This is a genomic window from Polaribacter sp. (assembly GCF_036480315.1).
In the GTDB taxonomy this organism is placed as follows: Bacteria; Bacteroidota; Bacteroidia; order Flavobacteriales; family Flavobacteriaceae; genus Polaribacter.
The window spans coordinates 70,968-94,039 of the sequence record NZ_JAZGGG010000009.1 but is presented as its reverse complement, the minus strand read 5'-3'; the positions used below and the strand labels follow the sequence as shown (position 1 = coordinate 94,039).

Here is a 23,072-nt window from a genome sequence, read left to right as displayed (position 1 = left end):
GTTTTAAGACTAGAATACTCTCAAAATTAACCTCATTAACAATTATTCAATTCATTAATAAGTTTACTTTTGATAGAAATATTAACAACTTAAAAATTAGTATTATTTAAATGCACAACGGGTATATTTATATAAGATTTTATTACTTTAAAAGCTCTGAATTTAATTCAGAGCTTTTTTATTTTCACTACCTTTAGATTGAAAAAGAAAATTATCGCTATGAATCTTAATTACAAATTAAATGATATTCTGTTTTTAGATATAGAAACGGTACCTCAAGAAGAAAACTGGAACTTAATCTCTAAAGAAACCCAGAAGCTGTTTAGCAAGAAAACACAGTACCAAAGAAAAGAAGAATTTACTGCAGAAGAGTTTTATGATAGAGCAGGAATTTGGGCAGAATTTGGTAAAATTATATGTATTTCTGTGGGATACTTTGTAGATGTAGGAAAGAAACAACAATTACGTTTAACTTCTTTTTTTGGTGATGATGAGCATAAACTTTTAACCGATTTTAAAGTTTTATTAGACAAACATTTTGTTAAGAAAAGCAATGTTTTATGTGCACATAATGGTAAAGAATTCGATTTCCCGTTTATTGCTAGAAGAATGATTGTTCATCAAATAGAATTGCCTAAAAAACTGAACTTATTTGGTAAAAAACCATGGGAAGTTCCACATTTAGACACATTAGAATTATGGAAATTTGGTGACTACAAACACTATACTTCACTGAAGTTATTAACTTCTATTCTCGGAATTCCGTCACCTAAAGATGATATTGACGGAAGTGAAGTTGCAACAGTTTACTACAAAGAGAAAAACATACAAAGAATTGTAACTTATTGCGAAAAAGATACCATTGCAGTTGCACAAATTCTATTGCGTTTTAACAACCAAGAGTTATTAAAAGATGAAGATATTGTTAGTATAAATTAATCTTCTAATTTCATTGAAAGCTCTAACCAACGTTCTTCTTTTTGTTCTAAAGTAGTTATTGTATCTTGTAGTTCTTCAGATTTTTTGGCAATATCATCTGTAGCAATTTCAACATTTAAAAATTGATTTTCTATAGTTGCTTTCTTTTTTTGAAGCCTTTCTATGTCTCCTTCTAAAGTTCCAAATTCTCGTTTTTCGTTAAAACTTAAAGTATTTTTAGTTGTTTTTTTAATTGTTTTTTCAGCTGTTTTTTTTGCTACAGGTTTTACTTCAGTTTGTTTAGATTCAGAACCATCATACGCTCTAAAATCGGAATAATTTCCTGGAAAATTTTCTACAACACCTTCGCCTCTAAAAACAAAAAGAGCATCTACAATTTTATCCATAAAATATCGATCGTGAGAAACTACTAATAAGTTTCCTGGATAATCTAATAAGAAATTTTCTAACACGTTTAGCGTTACAACATCTAAATCATTTGTTGGCTCATCCAAAATTAAAAAGTTTGGATTCTGAATTAAAACTGCACATAAATACAATCGTTTTTGTTCTCCACCAGAAAGCTTTTCAACAAAATCATATTGTTTCTTTTTATCAAACAAAAAACGTTCTAATAATTGAGAAGCAGATATTTTTCTACCTTTAGTTAAAGGGATAAACTCACCAAATTCTTTAACAACTTCAATAACTTTTTGACCTTCTTTTATATTGATTCCTGCTTGTGTGTAATAACCATATTTTACAGTTTCACCTAACGTAACTTTACCCGAATCTACAGGTGTAGTTTCTGTAATAATATTTAAAAAAGATGATTTTCCAGTTCCGTTTTTACCGATAATACCAATACGTTCACCACGTTTAAAAACGTAATCGAAACCATCTAAAATCTTTTTATCACCAAAAGATTTATACACTTTATGAAGTTCAAGAATTTTACTCCCTAAACGCTCCATATTAATTTCTAATTGAACTGTATGGTCTTTTCTACGTTGATGTGCACTTTCTTTAATGGCGTAAAAATCATCTGTTCTAGACTTCGATTTTGTAGTTCTTGCTTTTGGTTGCTTACGCATCCATTCCAACTCTTTTTTATAGAGACTTTTTGCTTTCCCTAAATTGGTCGCTTCTAGTGCCAAACGTTCTTCTTTATTCTGTAAATAGTAAGAATAATTTCCTTTATATTTATAAATTTTACCTTCGTCTAATTCTAAAATTTCATTACAAACACGTTCTAAAAAGTAACGATCGTGCGTTACCATAAACAACGTTATTTTTTCTTTTGCAAAAAAGGCTTCTAACCATTCTATCATTTCTAAATCTAAATGATTTGTTGGCTCATCTAAAATTAATAAATCTGGTTTATTAATTAAAACAATAGCCAGAGAAAGTCGTTTCCTTTGTCCACCAGAAAGTGCGCCAACTTTTAACGTTAAATCATCAAGTTTTAACTTTGATAAAATTTGCCTGTATTGTGTTTCAAAATCCCAAGCATTATGTTGGTCCATTAAATCGAATGCAGCCTGGTAAGCGTCACCATCATCAAGATTTTTTAACGCTTTTTCATACTGATTTACAATTGTAAGAATTTTGTTATCTGTAGCAAAAATGGTTTCCTCAATCGTTAAATCTGGGTTTATATCATCCTTTTGAGCCAAATAAGCAATAGAAATTCCTTTTCTACTTACAACCTGTCCTGAATCTGGTACATCTAAACCTGCAATAATATTTAAAATAGAAGTTTTTCCGCTACCATTTTTGGCAACGAAAGCTACTTTTTGATCTTTGTTAATTCCAAAAGAAATGTCTTCAAATAAAACACGTTCTCCATAAGCTTTAGAGATATTTTCTACAGATAAATAATTCACAAGTTTTGTTTTTTGCAAAGAAACAAAAAACCCAAGTGTTAACTTGGGTTTTTGTAATCATTTAATTTAACAAGGAGGGTTTCTTAGGGGAATGCTAAACTAAATAACTTATTAGAGTGTAAAATATATTAAATAAATGTACTTGTCAATCACGGAAAACAGTGAAATTTTTAGCCAACTGAAAACCGTGAGAAAACTCACTGAAAACCGTGAGGTCAATAAAAAAAACCCAAGCGTTAACTTGGGTTTTGGTATTGTTAAAAATTAAATAATTTTACTGTTTGATGAATTTTTGAGTAAAAGTTTCTTCTTCATCTGTAAGTTCAATTAAGTAAATTCCTTTTTTCAAAGAACTAATGTTAACTGAATTATCTTTAATTGTTCCAGAAGTAATTACTTGACCTAATAAATTTGTAATCCTGTAAGTAGCTTTTAATGCTCCAAAACTCGGGTTAACATTTAAAACATCTACAGCTGGGTTTGGATAAATCATTTTATCACCAAATGCAGTGTTAGATGAAGAGGTTGTAGTATTATAACTATTACCAATTTGGTTAATAGAATTAACAGCGTTTCCTCCATTACCAATAATACCTTTAATAGTAACTTGATCTATATAAATATGATCATTATTACTAGAAGCATCATTTTGAAATCTGAAAGCAGAATTACTTGCAAAGTTAACATCTGTACTGTTTAATGTAACTGTTGCAGAATAATAACTATTGTTTTCAAAAGATGTTCCTCTTGTCCATGTTCCAACAGTAGACCAAGATGATCCATTATAAAAACGTAACCAAAAATCTTCTCCATTTTCCATAGAATAAGAATAGAAGTAGAATGTAACTTCAACAGAATTATAACTGGTTAAGTTAAAAGCTGATGATGTCATCGCTGAACCAGTTCCAGAATTATCTCTTATTCGAATAGATCTATTCCCTTCATAAGAACGAGATCCATTGTATCTGTAGCAATCAGAACCACCATCAGACCAACCATCCCATCCAGATTCAAAGAATCCTTCATGTAATGTTACTGTAGATCCACTAGAGCCACCAAGAGTTGTAAATGTTTCTGTATTACTTATAGAAGATACATTTCCTGCTGCGTCTTTTGCGCTAACTGTATAAGAATAAGAAGTGTTTGCAACTAAACCTGTAATATTTGCACCATTAGAAGTTATAGTTCCTATACTTGTTCCGCTACTAAATACTTCATATTCTGTTACACCAACATTATCTGTTGAAGCTGTCCAAGATAAAGAAGCTGTAGTTTCAGTTATTGCAGAGGCTGTTAAATTAGTAGGCGCAGTTGGAGCTTGAGTATCTCCAGCAACGGTATTTACATTTACAGTTCTAGATACTTGTGTTGCTGCATTTCCTGCTGTATCACTTACGTTATAGTTTAAAGTATATGTACCTGCAACATTTGTATTTACATTTCCAGTAACTATAATACTAGAAGTTAAATTTCCATCTACATTGTCAGAAGCTGTTGCTCCTGGGTCTGTAAAAGAATCGCCAACATTTATGTTTATTGTAGAATTTCCAGATAAAGTAATAATTGGTGCTGTTGTATCAGCAACTCCGCCAGTAATATTAACTGTATAGTCTTCTGTTTCTCCATAATTATAGGCTCCACAAGAAGAAGGAATAGCGTTATAAGCTAAAATAACTCGCATTCTAGTTGTTCCTGTTACAGCAGAAGTTGGAACAGTAAATGAACCGCTTACAGGTGTAGTTTTAGAAGCTACTTTTGTCCAAACTGTTTCACCGCTATCTGCAAAATCACCATCTTTATTATAATCAATAAATACAGCGTAACCTTCGTTATATAAAGTCCCGGTCCATGTTGGGGTTATTGTTATTGTTGATGAGGTTCCTTTTGTTAAATTTGTAGATATTGAACTATAATCAGAATAGCCGCTTGATGAAGCTCCACTTGTATTGTTGATACTTCCTAAAGTTACTTTACTAATATATTCATCTGCAACACTATTTCCACTGGATGCACAATAATTAAGTTGTACTTCTGGGGTTGTAAAATTTATTGATCCGCTATATCCTGAATTTCCTGATGAACACTTACTACGTACTTGTGCTTGGTATGAAGTGCTTGCTGATAATCCGCTTAAAATTGTAGTAGTTCCTGAAACCGCATTTGTTGTCCAAGAACTTGTTCCTGAAACTCTATAGCGTACATCATATGTTGCTCCAGTTACTGCGTCCCAACCAATAGTTGCCCCACTTGCTGAAACATTACTTGCAACGACTCCCGTTGGTACGGTGGCATTACAAACAACTGGAGTTCCTGTTAATCCTGTAACTATTAATGAATAATTTTGACTTCCGCCTGTTAAAGACCCTTTATGTGTTACCGTTATTGTATAACTTCCTGAGGCTCCGGTTACATCAACTCGTTCATAAGGATCTACATTATTATCTTGTTTTGCATTTGTTGTGGGGCCTGTTAATTCATATGGAAAATAGATTGTTCCGCCTTTTGATACTCGAATATCTAAATCGTTTACTAAAACTGGCGTTGTTGAATTAACCGTTGTGTTTGCCGTTCCCGCTCTATCTGTCCATGAAATTGAAGCTAATAAAGGGTTTACTCCATCTGAATCTACTGTAATTGTATAAGTTTGTCCTGAATTAAGGGTTAATTCTTCTATTTTTGATTCATTCCCTTTTTCTGTAATGGCTTCGGCGGCCTTCTTTGCATGTAATAATCCCCAGCCAAAAACTGCATCTGGTCCTGAAACTCCGGCATCATCTGCAGTATGTAATGCCAAACCTTTTAAGGTTGAGGCTTTCATATATGAGCCATGTACGTTATTGTTGTGTTGTTGTAATAACAATAAAGTTCCAGTAACATTGGGAGATGCCATAGACGTTCCTGAGATGGATTGATATGCCGTATTACTGCCATCGTAGGTAGAGTAAACTCCTGATCCATTTCCTGTAATATCTGGCTTTATTCTAAAATCATCTGTTGGGCCTTCACTACTTGTACTGCTAATTGACACAGAAACTAAATTACCATTACCATCTATATTTGCATCTTGTGCATTGGCAACGACTAAATTGTTTTTTGAAGTAGAATGCCCTGTTAATTTATCCCATCCTGAGCCACCTGTTGGATTTGTATTCGCGGTATTATCACTTCCATCATTTCCCGCTGCAACAACCATTAAGTAATTAGGAGCATTAAATAAAATCTCATCCCAATCTCTTGACTCATTAATATAACCTCCAAAATAATGTTGTGGTAATTGAACTTGGCCCTGTGCGTTTCTAGCTGCATATCCATAAGAGTGGTTAGAGACTAGCATTCCATTTGAAGCTGCAGTTGTTGCTTCTGCTTTATCATTATTCCAATCACTTCCCCTTACTTTAGAGTGCGGTGCCATACCTTTTGCATTCGCTTGAACACCTGATGCCATAATAGTTCCTGTTACGTGAGCTGCGTGATAATGCAATGCAGTAGTTCCATCATTTGCAGAATAACGATTTGTACCTCCTGCCCCATCATATTCTTGATGTGAAGCTCTTGCCAAACCAGCGTCCCAAACATAAGCTGTCATATTTTGACCCATTAAGTTTAAGCCTAGTGACCCTCCTGAATTTAAATAATCTGTTCTTGTAGACTTTGCTGCGTCTACATTAAAAGTTGTATAGTAAATTGGTTTGCCATTAACAACTCGTTGAAGTTCCAACATACGACCATCTGAAGTTGTATATTTAACTTTCCAACCTTTTTGTTTAGCAATTTTAATAGCTTGTTTTTTTTCTACTACAGCTTTTTGTTTAAAACTGTTTTTTAAAGTTGTAAGTTTTTCTTGATTGTACTTTCCTTTAATTTTTTTTAATTCTTCTTGCTTTTGTGCGTTCATGTTGAAAGCAGAAATCAGAAAGATTCCAATTGTAAGAAGTTTAATAAAGTAACTTTTTTTCATCTTTGTAAATAGTTTAAAATTAGTGATTAATAGAATTTATTTTGTCGTTTTTTGTATTGAAAGCCTAAACGAAAAAAGCTTGTAGGTTTGGGGAATAAGTTATCAGTTTTAATTATTTGTGAGATTTATATTAGCAATAAAATAGTTAAAAATATATTTTTTGTGTTAAAAGTGTATTAAAATTTAATATCTTCTTTACAAAAGTATATGTTTTTTGTGAATTTCACAATCACTGAAAACCGTGAAATTTATCACTCACGGTTTTCCGTGAGAAAACTCACTGAAAACCGTGAGTTTTTGTAAAACTTTAATCTTTGACTTGGTTTTAAAATCTCTCAATTAATAGTATATTGCGTTCATTATTATAGATAAAAGAAAAACATGAAAATAATTGTACCAATGGCAGGGATTGGGTCTCGTTTAAGACCTCATACATTAACAGTTCCTAAACCATTAACAGTAATTGCAGGAAAACCAATTGTACAACGTTTAGTTGAAGATATTACTTCGGTTGTAAATCAAAAAATAGAAGAAATAGCATTTATTATTGGCCCAGCAGCAAAAGGATTTCCAGCAAATACAAAAGAAGAATTATTAAAAATAGCAAAAGAATTAGGAGCTAAAGGTTCTGTATATGTTCAAGAAGAAGCTTTAGGAACTGCACATGCAATTTATTGTGCAAAAGACTCTTTAAGTGGGCCGTGTGTAGTTGCTTTTGCAGATACTTTATTTAAAGCAGATTTTACTTTAGATGCAAATGCAGATGGCGCAATTTGGGTAAAGAAAGTTGAGGACCCAAGTGCTTTTGGAGTTGTAAAATTAGAAGATGGTATTATTACGGATTTTGTAGAAAAACCAAAAGATTTTGTATCGGATTTAGCAATTATTGGAATCTACTATTTTAAAGACGGAAACAAAGTAAAAGAGGAAATACAGTATTTAATTGATAATAATTTAAGAGAAAACGATGAATATCAATTAACGAATGTGTTAGAGTCTTTAAAACAACAAGGCGCTAAATTTATTCCTGGAACTGTAGATGCTTGGATGGATTGTGGTAAAAAAAATCCAACTGTAGATACAAATAAACAAGTATTAGATTTTGAAAAAGCTGCAGGAAATGATTTAGTTTCTAAAGATGTTATTTTAGAAAATTCTGAAATTATTCAACCTTGTTTTATTGGTGAAAATGTTGTTTTGAAAAACACAAAAATAGGGCCTTACGTTTCTATTGGAGCAAATAGTATTGTAGAAAACTCTACAATAGAAAACTCATTAATTCAATCTAATGTAGAAATTTCTAATGCAAATTTAAATAACGCAATGATTGGTAATCATGCAAAATATAATGGTAAATATACTTCTGTAAGTATTGGTGATTATACGGAATTAACATAAATGATATTTAGAATAAAGAAACAAAAAACAAGAAAAGAGAGGCAATTTAAATATATAAAGTTGCCTCTTTTCTCTTTGTTCTTTATCCTATTTTCTATAAATTCTTTTTCACAAGATAGCATTCCAGAAGCAACAGATTTAACGGAAGAAAAAGAATTAAAATTCCAACAATACTTTTTTAAAGCCTTATCAGAAAAATCGATTGGTAATTATCAAAAAGCTATACAAAATTTAGAAAGTTGTAATCAAATATTGGCTAATGAGGTTTCTATTTATTTTGAATTTTCTAAAAACTACTTACTATTAAATAACACTTTATTATCTAAAGAATATATTCATAGAGCATTAAAAAAGGATATAAATAATTTATGGATGCTTATGCATTTGGTGAAAATAAATGTAAAAGATAGAAACTTTGTTGAAGCAATTCTTAATCAGAAAAAGGTTGTAATTATAGAACCAAAAGAAAAACCGTATTTAGTTCGGTTGTATTTACAGAATAGAGAATATGACAAAGCCCATGCTCTAATGCTTGTTTTAGAAGAAGAAAACAACTTGCCTGCAAGTTTAAAAAGATTAAAAAGTAGTCTAGAAAAGCAAAAAATAAATACAGTAGTAGAAAAGAAAGCTGATGATGTTTCTTCTTTAAAAGAAAAGTTTAAAACGGATAAATCATATAAAATTCTAGAGCAAATTTTAAAGGAATCTGTACAAAATTCGAATGATTTATTAAAGTATAGCGAAGAAGGAATTACACTTTTTCCTGCGCAACCATTTGTGTATTTAATGAAAGGAAGAGCTTTAAATTATCAGAAAAACTATAAAAGAACGTTAACTACTTTAAATAATGGTATTGATTTTGTTATTGAAGATGCTATGGAAGCTAAATTTTACCAAGAAATGGCAATTGCCCATAAAGGTTTAGGGAACTTAAAAGAGGAAAAAAAGTATAAAGAAAAATCTAAAAAATTAAAGAGTTAAGATGAGGTTTATAAAATTTTTTTTAATTTTTGCTATTGTTTTTGTTTCCTGTAAAACGAAAAAAAATATGATTGATGCAAGTATAATTGCCAAAGAAATGTCTGCTAAAAAAGTAGCAAGAAAGCATGTTTCAGAAAATTTTGATAAAAAAACTGTTGAAGCTAAATTAAAAGTAAATTTTAATAATGGTAAAACTAAACAGAGTATTTCTGTTTCAATGAAAATTATTAAAGATGAGGTGATTTGGTTAAAAGGAACTAAATTTATTTCTATATTTAAAGCTAAAATTACACCAACTAAAGTAAGTTACTACTCTCCATATGCTAAAAATTATTTTGAAGGAGATTTTTCTATGATAGAAAAATTATTGGGTGTAGAAATTAATTTTGAACAACTACAAAACTTGTTTTTAGGGCAAGCTTTACAAAATGTAAAGGAAGAAAAACAAGAAGTGCACATAAAAGATAATTCGTATATTTTATCACCAGAAAAGCAAGCAAATTTGTTTGATATTTTCTTTGCAGTCAACCCTTCGCATTTTAAGTTAGACAAACAATCTATTGTAAATTCAATAAAAAATCAACGATTAGATATTATATATCCTTCTTATCGTTTAGTTGATGATGTTGTTTTTCCATCAGAAATAAATATTAAAGCAAAACAAGCAAACAAATTTACCAATATTGATTTTACTTTTAAAACAGTTGAATTTAATACAGATTTTGATGTTTCTTTTACAATTCCTAATGGTTATAAAAAGTTAAATTTATAGTGATAAAAAGCAGATTCTATATTGTAATTATATTACTATTTTTCAGTTGTTTTTCAGTTGTTTCTCAAACTAGAAAACAGTTAGAATTACAAAGAAAACAGTTAAAAAAAGAAATACAACAAGTTAATAAACTGCTTTTTAAAGAAAAGAAAAAAGAACAAAACGCATTAGATGATTTAAAAGACATCAACAAAAAAATTGATATTAGAAACAAACTAATTTCTACGATTAATCTTGAAGCATCACTTTTGTCTAAAGAGATAAAAAAGAACAAAAAGAAACAAGTAGTTTTAAACAAAAAACTTACCGATTTAAAAACAGATTATGCAGATATGATTCTTAAATCATACAAAAGCAAATCTCAACAAAGTAGAACTATGTTCTTGTTGTCTTCGCAGAACTTTTATCAAGCATACAAGCGTTTAGAGTATATGAAACAGTATACTTCGTTTAGAAAAAAACAAGGCGAAGAAATAGTTGTTCAGACAGATTTAGTTCAAAAATTAAACGACTCTCTATTGTATAAGAAAAGAGAAAAGGATACTTTAATTTTATCTGAAAAAGATGAAAAATTAATTATTGAGAGCGATAGAAAAAACCAAGAAAAATTACTTTCTACCATAAAAAAGAAAGAAAGTAGGTATAAAAGAGATTTAAAAAAGAAGATTTCTGAAGAGAGAAAAGTAGCTTCTAAAATTGATAAAATTATTAGAGATGCTATTGCAAAAGCAAATAGAAAAGCAAGAGCAAGACTAAAAATAAAACCTAAATCTACTAAGAAAAACGAATTTATTTTAAGCCCAGAAGCTAAAGCTTTGGCTGCAAAGTTTGAGTTAAATAAAGGGAAATTACCTTGGCCAGTAAAAGAAGGTTTAGTAGTAAGAAAGTTTGGTAAACAACGTCATCCAACCTTTCCTGGAATTACTGTAAACGGTACAGGTTTACATATTGTAACAAGTAAAGCAATCAATGCACAAGCAATTTTTAATGGTGTAGTTTTAAATGTTTTGGTAAATTCTGGCGGAAGAAAAAATGTACTGATACAGCACGGAAATTACATATCTTCTTACAATAATTTAGAAAAATCCTTTGTAAAAAAAGGAGAACAAGTAAAAACAGGACAAAAAATAGGCGCTATTTTCACAGATAAAATTTCAGGAAAAACGAAACTAATATTTGTACTTTTTAAAAACACAACACGTTTAAATCCGTCTTCTTGGATTTTAAAAAGATAATTTTCTTTAATCTGGTTGAAGAGAATACTTTATATTTTTCTGAAGAATAATTGCGTTAGGTAAAGTAATTAAATCTTTTTCAGAAGTTTTTAAAGTGATAAAAAACGCACCAATATCTCTAATTTCTCCCGTAATATTATTGTCTTTTTCCAATATAGTAATAGTATCTCCAATTTTTACAGGGTAATTTATATACAAAATTATACCCGCTGTAATGTTAGATAAAATAGACCATTGTGCAAAAAATGCAATTCCTAAAATGGTTAAAAAAGAAGAAACATAGACTAATAATTGCTTCTCATCAACACCCCAAATAAATGCCACAAATACAATTACTGTTATATAAATTAAAATGGTAATAATTTTATTTGTAACTACAATTCTAGCCTGTTGAAAGCCAAATTTTACTTGAATTTTGCGTAAAGATTTAGTTATTAATAAACGAATAAAAAAGGCCAACAAAAGAATTACAAAAGATACTATTATTTTATAATTATATATTTCCATTGCTTTTAATCTTAATTAAACAAGGCTTTTAATGCTGTAGCTTCATTTGGGTTCATTTTTCCTGCCAAAACTAAACTTAATTGTTTACGTCTTAATGCACCAGTAAAACGTTCTTTTTCTAAATCGGTTTCCGGTATTATTTGTGCAATTTGAACAGGTTTTCCTGTTTCATCAACGGCAACAAAAGTATAAATTCCTTCGTTTACTTTTGTTCTTTGTCCAGATTGTCTGTCTTCTATCCAAACATCTACATAAATTTCCATAGAAGATTTAAAGGCTCTAGAGACTTTTGCTTCAACAGTAACCACACTTCCTACAGGCACAGATTTATTAAAAGCAACATGATTTACAGAAGCTGTAACCACAATTCTTCTAGAATGTCTTCTTGCAGCAATACTACAGGCTCTATCCATTCTGGCCAAAAGTTCTCCACCAAAAAGATTGTCTAAATAGTTGGTTTCTCCTGGTAAAACTAAATCTGTAAGTATTGTTAAAGAGTCTTTAGGTGTTTTTGCTTCCATCAAAAAAATTTCTGCAAAGGTAATAATCACTTATTTAAAAGTAATGTTAAAAAGTGTAAAGTATGTTTAAAATTAGTTTGCTTTTTTAACTAATAACCAAGCGTCTTTAGAAATACTATTTTGAATTTTATAAAGGTTATTAATAGCATCATTTCTATCTGAATAACTATTAAAAGTAACTTGTGTTAAGCCCCATTTATTAACTCCAATTATTTCAGCATTAAAACCTTTAGCTTTTAACTCTTTTACCTTCTTTGCTGCATTTTCTGGAAATTGAAATGCACCAGCAACCACATGAAATGGTTTAGGTGTTTCTTTAACCACATTTAAGTTAATGGTTGGTAAATGATTAGAAATAACAAAAGTTGCCGTTTGTATTTTTTTATCGATTGCTTTTTGCTGATTTGCAAGAACTTCTTTTTGCTTATCTTGTTGATAACCATTGTAGCCAGCAAAACCTAATGTTAATAAAATGGCAGCAGTTGCAGCATATTTTATAAATAAAGGAATTCCTTTTTTATTGTCGTTTTTAGTAGCAACAATTAAAGGTTTTACTTGTTCTTTATATCTTTTTATAGAAGAAGATTCAAAAGAAGATAAACCAAAAGATTCAGTTAAATAATTAACAGATTTATTTGGTTCAAAAACAATTTGTTTTCCTTGGTTTAAAGATAAAAAACCTAATTTATGTATTTCTACAGATTTAGATTGCAATTCATTTTGCCATTTAAGAACAGACAAAGAAATAGCAGTAGAAGCCTTTTCGAAAGAAATGTTTTCTGCGGAAGCTATGTAATTAGCTAATAAACCATCATTATGTTTTAGGTAACTATTAAACGTAATTTGTTTTGTAGGTGCATAAAAAGTGTGAGTATCACTATTTATTTTTGCACCAATTCTATTGGTTACAAAACCTCCAAAATCAGGTACAATTACGCAATCGTATCTGTATAATAAATCGTTTATGTAGTTAGCTAAATTCATATAAACAAATATATAATTTTTAGTGTTTGTTATGAGAAAGTTCTATAAAAATTATCAACAAAATTTTTATATCTTGGTTGTCAAATTGTTACCTTTTGAAAGAAGAAAAATTATTAGCTATTCTGCGTTTGCAGAAAAGTAAAGCTGTGGGAGATATTTTGGCGAAGAAACTCATTGTAAATGTGGGAGATGTCACTCAAATATTCAAAGAAAAAGCAACACATTTATCAAAAATAAACGGAATAGGAAATCATGCTATAAAACATCTTTTTGATACAGAAAACATCAAACATGCAGAGCAAGAGTTAAAATACATTCAAGAAAATGAAGTTGAATATTCTTATTTTTTAGAAGATGATTATCCTACCAATTTGCAACACTGTATAGACAGTCCTATTTTGCTTTTTAAAGACGGAAATATTGATTTTTCTAATGATAAAATCATTTCTATTGTTGGTACAAGAAACATGAGTTCATACGGGCGCGATTTTTGTAATAAATTAATAGAAGAGTTAGTCCAATACAATCCTATAATTGTAAGCGGTTTTGCATACGGAGTTGATATTTGTGCACACAAAGCTGCAATTAAAAATAAGCTGCAAACCGTTGCAGTTTTAGCACACGGTTTGGAAGAAATTTATCCGAAGGTTCACAAAAAATATATAAACCAAGTAAATGAAAATGGTGGTTTTCTAACAGAATTTTGGCACGAAGAAACACCATTAAGAGAAAACTTCTTAAAAAGAAATAGAATTGTTGCAGGTATTTCTAAAGCAACCATTATTATAGAATCTGCTGCAAAAGGAGGTTCTTTAGTTACTGCGGATATTGCAAATTCTTACGATAGAGATGTATTTGCAGTTCCTGGTAGAACAACAGATGTTTATAGTAAAGGGTGCAATAATCTTATTAAAAACAATCGAGCCTTTTTATTGAATTCAGCAGAAGAAGTAGTAAAAATGTTGAATTGGGATATTAAAGAAAAACCTAAAACAATTCAAAAACAATTATTTATAGAACTGAATGAAAAAGAACAGAAAATTTACGATTTATTGCACCAAAAAGGACAACAACTATTAGATGTAATCTCGTTAGAATGTAACATTCCTATTTATCAATTATCATCAATTTTATTACAGATGGAATTAAAAGGAGTTACAAAACCTTTACCTGGCAAAATCTTTGAGCTTACTTAAGACATAAAAATCTTTATTTATGCTTATTTTTGGTAAAAATCAATCGAAAAGATGGCGGTAGAGAAAAAATTGATGTCCAAAAAAAAACCAGCATTTCCAGTAAATGAAATGTTAGAGGCGTATTTAAAAAATTACAAGCGAAATATTAAAGTTTCTATTTTTTATGATGATTTATTGCGTTTTCAAGGTTCAGTTACTGTCTATGATAAAAATGATGTAGACACCCTTTGGATAAGAACTTATTATTCAGATTCAGACAGATCAGAAATAGACAGAAGCTTAAAGAAAGTATACACAATGCTGCATTCAGATGGTAATAATGACACCATTCCATTCTTAAATGTAGATGCTATTGACTATTGTACTTTTGGTAATTCTAAACCTTTCAGAATAAAAATTAGAAATATTTTAAATGATAACTTTACCTATTTCTATGTAAAAAAAGCAGATGCTTCAAGAGTTTATGGTTTAGAGTTAGAACACATTTTATCTCCACATAATATGAATTTTTTAGTACATGGAGATACTTTAATAGAAGAACATATTGCTGGCATTCCTGGTGACGATTTTATTAGAGATTTCTTACCACATTGTACAGAATTAGAAAAATCTCAAATTGCAAAAGAATTTGTAAAATTTAAAGAACGTTGTTTGGTGCGTCTGTTGGGCGATATGCGTTCTTACAATTACGTAATTACACCAACTCACGATTTTGATCACATTGTGTACAAAATTAGAGCCATAGATTTCGATCAACAATCTTTTGAAGGAAACTTAAAAGTCTACAACTTACAGTTTATGAAAGAGAACTTTAAGATGACAGAAATGGTGGGTAAAAAACTACAAAACGATTCTATTAGACAGTATAAAATAGAAGAACGTTCTTTTATGGCAAAAAGGATGATTACTGCACCAAAAAGAACACTTCGTTTAATAAAATGTATGAAAGCAGATACTATTTCCTACCCAGAAAATGTAGAACTTTTAAAGACACAATTAGTAAAATATGTGGGTGATGTAAAGTTTAAAGATTGCCAAAATATGGGCGAAATTTTAGAAACCATTCTCGCATTTGTAAAACGTAACTACCTAGATATTTCTAATAAAGAATTGTTTTAATTTTTATAGAAGCTATTTCCAGCTTTCCACTATATCTTTTTTCTGAAAAAGAAAAAAGGATGCCGTTTCAATCTGGGCTAAACTAGTTTGCTAACATTCTGTCATTCTACCAGAAAAGTAATTAGAAAACTATATTTCGTTTTTACAATTTCACCTTTATGTTTACCAGGAATAAATTGAGGTAATTTTTTAAGCATTTTTCTTACTTCTTTTTCTATTTTAGGATGTGGTGCTCTAACTTTTATTTCAGTAGAATTCCCTTTTTCATCAATAGTAATTTGAAAAAAAACTTTCTTTTTCCTTTTTGATAAACCTAAATTCTAATTGAGTTTAGAATCATAGTTTTTTTGAATAAATTCATTTATTTTTTTATCAAAATCTTTTTTAGCTTCTTTTTTTGATAAATTTTTGGCTTCTTTAAATCTTGGATGCGTGTCTATTATTATACAACTGATTTCTTCTTCTATATATTCTAAATCAATCATTCCGTCTACTACTTCAATTATCTCTCCAATTGTTGTAATGTCAATAGGTTCATTATTCTTAACATTTGTTTTACGCACAATACTATCATTTTTTGTTTTTGATGGTGGTTCTATTTTTCCCATTAAAATAAAAGTTTCTTCCTTAACTGTTAAAGAGTCATTAACTTTTTCAACGGAAAAGATTAAACCTACTTCTTCTTCAATAATTTTTATAGAATCCTGTAAAATAACATTTTCAATTTTCTGTTTTTTTCCATCATTATATTGGCAACTAAAAAGTGTAGTTCCCATCAAAAAAAATAAAGTCAAAATAAATAATTTTTGAAATGATAATTGTTGCTGAAAAGTTATTTGAGGGATTTCTATAACAATAGCATCTAATTGTTTTTTATAAAAATGCCCGCAAACTTGTTCATTTTTATTTTCAACTAAATAATTTTGAATGTCTTCTATAGTTTTTTTAGTGAAATCAACTACAGTTTTTGCACAAGAACTACAAAATCTACCTTTTTCTTTAGGTGACATTTTGTTCCAGTTTTCATGACAAGGTTTTGGAATAGTAATCTTAAATTTTGAGTTCATAATCTTCGATTTTACAAACTAAAATCAAAGAAGATGCCAGAGTTAAAATTTTGTTAAAGAAAACTATTTTTTACTTCTAATGCTTTCAATAATAACTGTTAGTAAAATTAAACTTCCACCAATAAAAGTATTAAAATTCGGAATTTCGTTCACAAAAATATAAGCGATAATTATTCCAAAAATTGGCTGTACACTACTTATTATACCAACGGTAGAGGCGGAAAAATGTTTTAAAGAATTCACCATCATTGTATGTCCAATTGCAGTAGTTAATAAAGCAACCAAAACTAATAAAGGTAATTGACTTTGCACATTTGTAAAATCGGCAAAAAACAAAACAGGTATTAAAAACACTGTTACAACTACCATTTGATAGAACATAAGCATGCTACCATTATATTTTTTTACATGTTGTTTTACAATTAAATTTCTTAAAGCGTAAAAGAAGGCAGAAAGAATACCAAACAAAACACCTTGTAATTGATTATTTTCTAATGAAAATTCTGGTACTAAAATATAAACGCCAAACAAAACTAAAACTGCTAAAAATATATGAATCCTATTTATCCTTTGTTTTGTAAAAAAAGGTTCTAGAAAAGCGGTTATTACAGGGAATGTATATAAAGATAACATACCCAAAGCTACGTTAGATAGCTTTAGGGCATAAAAATAAGTAACCCAATGTGCGCCCATTAAAAACCCACTAATTAAAAAAGAAATAGTATCTTTTTTAGACTTTATTTTTAAGTCAACCTTTTTAAATTTACAGAAAATAAAGATAAAAATTGCAGCTAAAAAAGCACGGCATAAAATAATTGCTTCTGGAGACAATTGTATATATCTACCTAAAACACCAGAAGTACTTATAAATAAAGTAGCTAAAAGTAAAACGGATAAATTCTTTGTATGTGTATTTTGCATTATATTTTTTTTCTACTTCTTTTTATTAGCAAAGTAATTAAGATATAAAATGTACCAGGAATTCCAATCCAAACAAGCTCGCTTGAAATTACTTTTAAACCTCTTTCGTTAAAAAATTGCGCAATTCCTATCGGAGAAACTTTAATTGGTCGCCAAGGGAAAAAGTAACGAGTATCATTAAACGGAGAAAAGAAAGCAAAACCTTTTCCACCAGTTGTCATAGCATCTAAAATAGTATGAGAAGCTGTACACAAAAAGAAAAATAATAGTAGAATAATTCCTTTTTTGGTTAAGAATTGTTTTCTATAAAATAGCATTGTTATTAAAACTCCAAAGATTAATGCAAATAGAAAAGAGTGTAAAAAACCTCTGTGCCCCCAAAAACTTCCGTAAGAAACATTAAATTGAAATCCAATAACATCTGCATCTGGTATAATTGCACAAATAATAGCAAGTGTAAATAATTTCCAGGTCTGTTTTTGTTTAGAAAATGTTTTTCCTAAAGCAATAGAAACAAAAGCATGCCCAAATAGTGATGCCATTTTATATTTTTTGCAAAATGGATAAAGCAGTTTTTACAGAATCAATTCTTATAAAAGTAATTAATAAACGTAAACCATTTTTAGATTCTTTCTCTTTCATTACACAACTTTTAGGGTTTTGTTGTACATATTTTAGCATTCTAGAAAACGCTTCTGTATGGTAAAATTCGCTTTGTTGATTGGCAACAAAATAACCCATCATTCTTTTTTGCTTTAGAATAATTTTTTCTAAACCGAGTTCTTTTGCCAACCATTTTATTCTCACGGAATTAAGTAAATCTTCAACTTGTGTTGGTATTTGGCCAAAACGATCTATAATTTCAGTTTCAAAAACGTCGATTTCTTCTTCGACTTTTAATTCACCTAATTTATTATATAAAGCCAATCTTTCTGTAATCGAATTGATATAATCATCAGGAAATAAAATCTCGAAATCTGTATCAATGGTAACTTCTTTTACGTACTCTTTTGGCTTCGTATTATCTGAAGGATATAGTTCTTTAAATTCGTTTTCTTTCAGTTCGTCAATAGCTTCTTGCAGTATTTTTTGATAGGTATCAAACCCAATATCATTAATAAACCCACTTTGTTCACCACCTAATAAATCTCCAGCACCACGAATTTCTAAATCTTTCATAGCAATATTAATTCCGCTTCCTAAATCGGAAAATAAAATCAATGCTTCTATACGTTTCCTAGCATCATCTGTCATCATATGATAAGGTGGTGTGATGAAATAACAAAACGCTTTTTTGTTAGATCGACCAACTCTACCACGCATTTGGTGTAAATCAGAAAGTCCGAAATTATTAGCATTATTAATAAAGATTGTGTTGGCATTTGGTACATCTAAACCACTTTCTACAATTGTTGTAGAAACTAAAACATCAAAATCATTATCCATAAAACCGAGCATTAATCCCTCTAATTTCTTGCCTTCCATTTGTCCGTGACCAATTGCAACTTTTGCAGAAGGAACTAACCTTTGTATTAAACCAGCAACTTCTTTAATGTTTTCAATTCTATTATGAATGAAGAAAATTTGTCCGCCTCTAGAAATCTCATAAGAAATAGCATCACGAATTGTATCTTCAGAAAAACGAATTACATTACTATCTATTGGATGTCTGTTTGGTGGTGGTGTTTTTATGACAGATAAATCTCTTGCAGCCATTAAACTAAATTGTAAAGTTCTAGGAATTGGCGTTGCAGTTAACGTTAATGTGTCTACATTTTCTTTTAGTGTTTTCAATTTATCTTTTACCGCAACACCAAATTTTTGTTCTTCGTCTATAATTAATAAACCTAAATCTTTAAATTTTAAACGCTGATTTGTCAATTGATGAGTTCCAATAATAATATCTACAGAACCATCATTTACACCTTCAATTGCAGTTGTTTTTTGTTTTGCAGTTCTAAAACGATTTAAATAATCAATTCTAACTGGAAAATCTTTTAAACGTTCTGTAAAGGTTTTGTAATGTTGAAAAGCAAGAATTGTAGTAGGAACTAAAATTGCGACTTGCTTACCATTATCCACCGCTTTAAAAGCAGCTCTTACGGCAACTTCTGTTTTTCCGAAACCAACATCACCACAAACCAACCTGTCCATTGGTTGTTCTTTTTCCATGTCATTTTTTACATCTTGTGTAGATGTAAATTGATCTGGAGTATCTTCATACATAAAACTTCCTTCTAACTCATGTTGTATGTGTGTGTCTGGACCAAATGCGAATCCTTTTTGCAGTTTTCTTTTTGCGTATAATTGAATTAAATTATACGCAATATGTTTAACTCTAGCTTTTGTTTTTTGTTTGATTTTTTTCCAAGCACCAGAACCTAATTTGTATATTTTAGGTGCTTTACCGTCTTTTCCATTAAATTTAGAAATCTTGTGAAGCGAATGAATACTTACATATAAAATATCTCTTTCTCCATAAACAAGTTTAATTGCTTCTTGTTTATTTCCTTGGACATCAATTTTTTGTAAACCACCAAATTTTCCAATTCCATGATCCATATGTGTTACATAATCTCCAATTTCTAATTTGGTTAATTCTTGAAGCGTTATTGCTTGTTTTTTAGCGTACCCATTTTTTAATCTGAATTTATGATATCTCTCAAAAATTTCATGATCTGTATAACAAACTAATCTATTATTTACATCTACAAAGCCTTTGTATAAAGGAAAAACAACCGTTTCGTAATGAACTTCTTGTTCTGCGTCATCAAAAATATCATGAAAACGTTTTGCTTGCTGTTCATTTGCGCAAAATATATAATTTGTAAATTTTGCTTTATGGTATTCTTCTAAATTGTCAATTAATAAATTGAATTGCTTATTAAAAGAAGGTTGTGCAATTGTATTGAATTCAATTTTTGAGCCTTCTTGTTTTTGAGTTCCAAAATTAACCAAGGTAAAATCTTGTAATTGGTTTTTAATGAAGTCTCCATCACAAAATAATTCTTCAGGTTTTGAATGGTTTATTTCTTTGGATAAATCTTTGAAGGCTTCTTTAGATTTCTCAAAAATGGTATCTAAATTACCAACAAGTAAATCAATATTTTTTGCAAAAATTACTGTTTTAGAAGAAATGTATTTTAGAAAACTTTCTCTATTCTCTTTGAGGGTTTTGTTTTCTACATTTGGCATTATAGAAACTTTTTTCACTTTCTCTTTAGAAAGCTGTGTTTCTACATCAAAAGTTCTAATACTATCTATTTCATCACCAAAAAACTCTATTCTATAAGGTTCATCATTCGAAAAAGAGAAAACATCTATTATTCCTCCACGTACAGAGAAATCTCCAGGTTCAGTAACAAAATCTACTCGTTTAAATTTGTATTCAAATAAAACTTCGTTTACAAAATCTAAAGATAAATTTTCGCCAACAGTAACTTTTAAAGTATTTTTTTCTAGCTCTTTTTTTGTAACTACTTTTTCAAATAAAGCTGTTGGATATGTTATTATTATAGCTGGTTTTTTACGAGAATTAATTCGATTTAAAACTTCAGAGCGCAATAATACATTTGCATTGTCCGTTTCATCAATCTGATAAGGTCTTCTATAAGAACCAGGATAAAAAAGTACATTTTTATCTCCTAAAAGCTGCTCTAAATCATTTAAATAATAAGCTGCTTCCTCTTTATCATTAAAAATTAAAAGATATGGTTTGTCTGCTTTTTTAAAAGTTTCAGAAATAACAAAAGACAACGAAGAACCAACCAAATTCGATATATGAAAATGGTTTTTTTCTAGTTGAAGCGCTGTAATAATCTGCGAAACGTTCGCAGAAGTTTGATATTGATTTACAATGTTCTGCTTACTCAAAGTAATAAATTTTATGCAAATATATAACTTTGAGGTTCTTGTGATAAAATGTTTTTAAAACTTTTTCAATTTTTAAAGGTCAAATAGTATATAGCTTTTAGAAAGAACATTAATCATTTAAAAAAATCATCCAAAATGAAACAACGCTACGTTTTAATTAATTATAATAAATTTTTAAGAAATGAAGTATGTAATGGTTTTATTGGTGTTTTTTTTTTGATGAGTATAGATGTGCAATCTCAAAATAATTTTGAATTTGGTTTAAGTTCTTCTCTGATTAAGTTTAGTGATAAAATGCGTCTTTTATAAGAGATAAACATTTATTTCAAATTCCTAAACTTAACTTAACATATAATTTTAAAAACAATCTTTCTGTAGACACATAGTTGACTTTTAATACAATAAATGACCTAGGAATAATTCAAATATTTTTCAACCTAACATTTTTATTGGTGGAACTTTAGTGAAGATTAAAGAAAAAAGAACTCCAACATTAAATTTTGGAATTGGGAATACCTATTGGTTATCTAATAGAATAGGTGTTATACACAAGCAGCTTATAAGTTTTTAGAAAAAAGATTGTGGGAGGTTAAGCATTGATAATTTTTTTCAAATTTTAGCGTTATTAAGAATAATAATGTTTTAATGATGGATTTTAAAATAAAATTGTTATTTTAGCGAATTATTTTAATAATCAATAAAATTCCCCTTTTTTATGAAAAAATCCTCCTTATTAATTGTTTTATTATTTTTGTCCTATTCGTTGTTGTCCCAAAATAAAGATAACAAATGGACTTTTGGAGCTAGTCTAGCTTCAGCAAAATATATGACAACTTTTCAAGCTCAAAAAGTTGGTGGTGGATTTGTATATCAAACACCAAGATTGAATCTTTCTAAATACCTCTTTTATAATATTACTTTTGATGCGGCTATTTCAACAGCCATTGGTGATACTCAAAAATACACCACATTTGATGGTGCAATTCGTTATGATTTTGGGACTTCTAACAATAATGTTGTACCTTATCTAATGCTAGGTGGAAGTTTTATAAAAGCAAAAGCTTTGACTCCAACTCTAAATTTTGGAGCTGGAAATACGTTTTGGTTCTCAGAGAAATATGGATTGAATTTACAATTAATGTATAAGTATTCTCAAGAAAAATTTCAAAGCCAATTTTCACATTTTTATACTTCTATTGGTTTAGTATATAGTTTTGGGACTAGATCTATGTCTCCAAGACTTTGGAATGATAATCATTAATTTATTGAAATTTAGATAGAAGCTTTATAATATCTTTGGCTTTATTAAATCCGTTTAATTGTAGATCTATTTCTAATTTTAAATTTAGAAATACTGTTGTTGGATAACTAATTCTTCCTTTTTTAGAAGCCAATTCATTTGCCAATTCGTGAATACCAGTATTTGTTCCTGTAGGTTTATAAACAAAGATTTTTCCTAGAAAAGTGATATCATTTTTTTCTTCACCATTTAATTTTATAAAGTAGAAATTTTCATTTAAAAGCTGAATTACCTTCTTGTTTTTAAATGTAGTTTTTTCCATTCCGTGACAATATTTACACCAATTTGTATAGATAAAAACAATAACAGGTTTTGGTTTTTTCTGATGTAATTCTTCCACTTCAGAAAAAGTAAATACTTTTAAAGAAGTTTTTTCATTTTGTGAGAACGAGACTAAACTTCCGAAGAAAATAATAAGAATAAATAATTTTTTCAT

General features: G+C 29.2%; 19 protein-coding genes and 2 pseudogenes. 10 read left to right on the top strand and 11 right to left on the bottom strand.

The genetic code is table 11. The annotated features are described in order from the left end of the window. Both V3V28_RS01890 and V3V28_RS01885 read left to right on the top strand, forming a co-directional pair. Nucleotides 1–110 (top strand): annotated as a pseudogene (locus V3V28_RS01890) (IS982 family transposase); the annotation flags it as partial. A 109-nt stretch (nucleotides 111–219) separates the two neighbouring features. Continuing rightward, nucleotides 220–939, top strand: coding sequence for a 3'-5' exonuclease (locus V3V28_RS01885; RefSeq protein ID WP_331363325.1), 720 nt, complete (start codon nucleotides 220–222; stop codon nucleotides 937–939). Here the strand turns inward: V3V28_RS01885 and V3V28_RS01880 are convergent. Next, entirely contained in the window at nucleotides 936–2,804 is a 1,869-nt protein-coding gene (locus V3V28_RS01880) for an ABC-F family ATP-binding cassette domain-containing protein (protein WP_331363323.1), read from the bottom strand. The genes V3V28_RS01885 and V3V28_RS01880 overlap by 4 nt on opposite strands. A gap of 274 nt (nucleotides 2,805–3,078) precedes the next feature. Beyond that, nucleotides 3,079–6,699, bottom strand: coding sequence for a S8 family serine peptidase (locus tag V3V28_RS01875; RefSeq protein WP_331363322.1), 3,621 nt, complete (start codon nucleotides 6,697–6,699; stop codon nucleotides 3,079–3,081). A 444-nt stretch (nucleotides 6,700–7,143) separates the two neighbouring features. Between V3V28_RS01875 and V3V28_RS01870 the strand changes: the two genes are divergently transcribed. The 4 genes from V3V28_RS01870 to V3V28_RS01855 all read left to right on the top strand — a co-directional run bounded on the left by V3V28_RS01870 (nucleotide 7,144) and on the right by V3V28_RS01855 (nucleotide 11,148). Further along, entirely contained in the window at nucleotides 7,144–8,160 is a 1,017-nt protein-coding gene (locus tag V3V28_RS01870) for a sugar phosphate nucleotidyltransferase (RefSeq protein WP_331363321.1), read from the top strand. Then, nucleotides 8,161–9,141 (top strand): tetratricopeptide repeat protein, encoded by a 981-nt coding sequence (locus V3V28_RS01865; RefSeq protein WP_331363320.1) that lies wholly within the window; start codon nucleotides 8,161–8,163, stop codon nucleotides 9,139–9,141. Between the two features lie 67 nt (nucleotides 9,142–9,208). Further along, a complete protein-coding gene (locus tag V3V28_RS01860) occupies nucleotides 9,209–9,913 on the top strand; it encodes a DUF4292 domain-containing protein (protein ID WP_331363319.1) in 705 nt (234 codons plus the stop codon). Continuing rightward, entirely contained in the window at nucleotides 9,913–11,148 is a 1,236-nt protein-coding gene (locus V3V28_RS01855; RefSeq protein ID WP_331363318.1) for a murein hydrolase activator EnvC family protein, read from the top strand. The genes V3V28_RS01860 and V3V28_RS01855 overlap by 1 nt, the downstream gene beginning before the upstream one ends. A 6-nt stretch (nucleotides 11,149–11,154) precedes the next feature. Here the strand turns inward: V3V28_RS01855 and V3V28_RS01850 are convergent, their stop codons facing one another. The 3 genes from V3V28_RS01850 to V3V28_RS01840 all read right to left on the bottom strand — a co-directional run bounded on the left by V3V28_RS01850 (nucleotide 11,155) and on the right by V3V28_RS01840 (nucleotide 13,160). Then, nucleotides 11,155–11,655 carry a mechanosensitive ion channel family protein gene (locus V3V28_RS01850; RefSeq protein WP_331363317.1) on the bottom strand — a complete coding sequence of 167 codons (501 nt, stop codon included), beginning with the start codon at nucleotides 11,653–11,655 and terminating at the stop codon, nucleotides 11,155–11,157. 11 nt (nucleotides 11,656–11,666) lie between these two features. Further along, nucleotides 11,667–12,176 carry an acyl-CoA thioesterase gene (locus V3V28_RS01845; protein ID WP_331363316.1) on the bottom strand — a complete coding sequence of 170 codons (510 nt, stop codon included), beginning with the start codon at nucleotides 12,174–12,176 and terminating at the stop codon, nucleotides 11,667–11,669. A gap of 72 nt (nucleotides 12,177–12,248) precedes the next feature. Next, nucleotides 12,249–13,160: an SPOR domain-containing protein gene (locus V3V28_RS01840; RefSeq protein ID WP_331363315.1), complete on the bottom strand. Its 912-nt coding sequence runs from the start codon at nucleotides 13,158–13,160 to the stop codon at nucleotides 12,249–12,251. A gap of 95 nt (nucleotides 13,161–13,255) precedes the next feature. On the opposite strand from V3V28_RS01840, the gene dprA reads away from it, so the two are divergent. Together dprA and V3V28_RS01830 are read left to right on the top strand one after the other, a co-directional pair. Next, on the top strand, nucleotides 13,256–14,356 hold the full coding sequence (gene dprA, locus V3V28_RS01835; RefSeq protein WP_331363314.1) for a DNA-processing protein DprA: 1,101 nt from the start codon (nucleotides 13,256–13,258) through the stop codon (nucleotides 14,354–14,356). Between the two features lie 51 nt (nucleotides 14,357–14,407). Continuing rightward, nucleotides 14,408–15,475 carry a hypothetical protein gene (locus tag V3V28_RS01830; RefSeq protein WP_331363313.1) on the top strand — a complete coding sequence of 356 codons (1,068 nt, stop codon included), beginning with the start codon at nucleotides 14,408–14,410 and terminating at the stop codon, nucleotides 15,473–15,475. A gap of 101 nt (nucleotides 15,476–15,576) precedes the next feature. Here V3V28_RS01830 and V3V28_RS14645 read toward each other — a convergent pair. The 5 genes and pseudogenes from V3V28_RS14645 to mfd form a co-directional block, all read right to left on the bottom strand. Beyond that, nucleotides 15,577–15,756 (bottom strand): annotated as a pseudogene (locus V3V28_RS14645) (energy transducer TonB); the annotation flags it as partial. A gap of 39 nt (nucleotides 15,757–15,795) precedes the next feature. Next, nucleotides 15,796–16,542: a hypothetical protein gene (locus V3V28_RS01825; RefSeq protein WP_331363312.1), complete on the bottom strand. Its 747-nt coding sequence runs from the start codon at nucleotides 16,540–16,542 to the stop codon at nucleotides 15,796–15,798. Between the two features lie 63 nt (nucleotides 16,543–16,605). After that, nucleotides 16,606–17,463, bottom strand: a complete 858-nt coding sequence (locus V3V28_RS01820) for a DMT family transporter (protein ID WP_331363311.1) — start codon at nucleotides 17,461–17,463, stop codon at nucleotides 16,606–16,608. Beyond that, the gene (locus tag V3V28_RS01815) at nucleotides 17,463–18,005 is read right to left on the bottom strand and encodes a metal-dependent hydrolase (RefSeq protein ID WP_331363310.1); all 543 of its coding nucleotides are present in this window, start codon (nucleotides 18,003–18,005) and stop codon (nucleotides 17,463–17,465) included. The genes V3V28_RS01820 and V3V28_RS01815 overlap by 1 nt, the downstream gene beginning before the upstream one ends. A gap of 1 nt (nucleotide 18,006) precedes the next feature. Next, nucleotides 18,007–21,336 carry a transcription-repair coupling factor gene (gene mfd, locus V3V28_RS01810; RefSeq protein WP_331363309.1) on the bottom strand — a complete coding sequence of 1,110 codons (3,330 nt, stop codon included), beginning with the start codon at nucleotides 21,334–21,336 and terminating at the stop codon, nucleotides 18,007–18,009. 135 nt (nucleotides 21,337–21,471) lie between these two features. Between mfd and V3V28_RS01805 the strand changes: the two genes are divergently transcribed. After that, nucleotides 21,472–21,645, top strand: coding sequence for a hypothetical protein (locus tag V3V28_RS01805; protein WP_331363308.1), 174 nt, complete (start codon nucleotides 21,472–21,474; stop codon nucleotides 21,643–21,645). Between the two features lie 406 nt (nucleotides 21,646–22,051). Beyond that, the gene (locus tag V3V28_RS01800; protein WP_331363307.1) at nucleotides 22,052–22,597 is read left to right on the top strand and encodes a hypothetical protein; all 546 of its coding nucleotides are present in this window, start codon (nucleotides 22,052–22,054) and stop codon (nucleotides 22,595–22,597) included. 1 nt (nucleotide 22,598) lies between these two features. Here V3V28_RS01800 and V3V28_RS01795 read toward each other — a convergent pair whose 3' ends face one another. Beyond that, nucleotides 22,599–23,072 carry a thioredoxin family protein gene (locus V3V28_RS01795; RefSeq protein WP_331363306.1) on the bottom strand — a complete coding sequence of 158 codons (474 nt, stop codon included), beginning with the start codon at nucleotides 23,070–23,072 and terminating at the stop codon, nucleotides 22,599–22,601.

Coding starts and splice junctions, on each gene's coding strand:
- V3V28_RS01885 (WP_331363325.1), top strand. CDS start 220: ATGAATCTTAATTACAAATTAAATGATATTCTGTTTTTAGATATAGAA.
- V3V28_RS01875 (WP_331363322.1), bottom strand. CDS start 6,699: ATGAACGCACAAAAGCAAGAAGAATTAAAAAAAATTAAAGGAAAGTAC.
- V3V28_RS01870 (WP_331363321.1), top strand. CDS start 7,144: ATGAAAATAATTGTACCAATGGCAGGGATTGGGTCTCGTTTAAGACCT.
- V3V28_RS01865 (WP_331363320.1), top strand. CDS start 8,161: ATGATATTTAGAATAAAGAAACAAAAAACAAGAAAAGAGAGGCAATTT.
- V3V28_RS01860 (WP_331363319.1), top strand. CDS start 9,209: ATGATTGATGCAAGTATAATTGCCAAAGAAATGTCTGCTAAAAAAGTA.
- V3V28_RS01850 (WP_331363317.1), bottom strand. CDS start 11,655: ATGGAAATATATAATTATAAAATAATAGTATCTTTTGTAATTCTTTTG.
- V3V28_RS01845 (WP_331363316.1), bottom strand. CDS start 12,176: ATGGAAGCAAAAACACCTAAAGACTCTTTAACAATACTTACAGATTTA.
- V3V28_RS01840 (WP_331363315.1), bottom strand. CDS start 13,160: ATGAATTTAGCTAACTACATAAACGATTTATTATACAGATACGATTGC.
- V3V28_RS01830 (WP_331363313.1), top strand. CDS start 14,408: ATGGCGGTAGAGAAAAAATTGATGTCCAAAAAAAAACCAGCATTTCCA.
- V3V28_RS01825 (WP_331363312.1), bottom strand. CDS start 16,542: ATGAACTCAAAATTTAAGATTACTATTCCAAAACCTTGTCATGAAAAC.
- V3V28_RS01820 (WP_331363311.1), bottom strand. CDS start 17,463: ATGCAAAATACACATACAAAGAATTTATCCGTTTTACTTTTAGCTACT.
- V3V28_RS01815 (WP_331363310.1), bottom strand. CDS start 18,005: ATGGCATCACTATTTGGGCATGCTTTTGTTTCTATTGCTTTAGGAAAA.
- V3V28_RS01805 (WP_331363308.1), top strand. CDS start 21,472: ATGAAACAACGCTACGTTTTAATTAATTATAATAAATTTTTAAGAAAT.
- V3V28_RS01800 (WP_331363307.1), top strand. CDS start 22,052: ATGAAAAAATCCTCCTTATTAATTGTTTTATTATTTTTGTCCTATTCG.
- V3V28_RS01795 (WP_331363306.1), bottom strand. CDS start 23,072: ATGAAAAAATTATTTATTCTTATTATTTTCTTCGGAAGTTTAGTCTCG.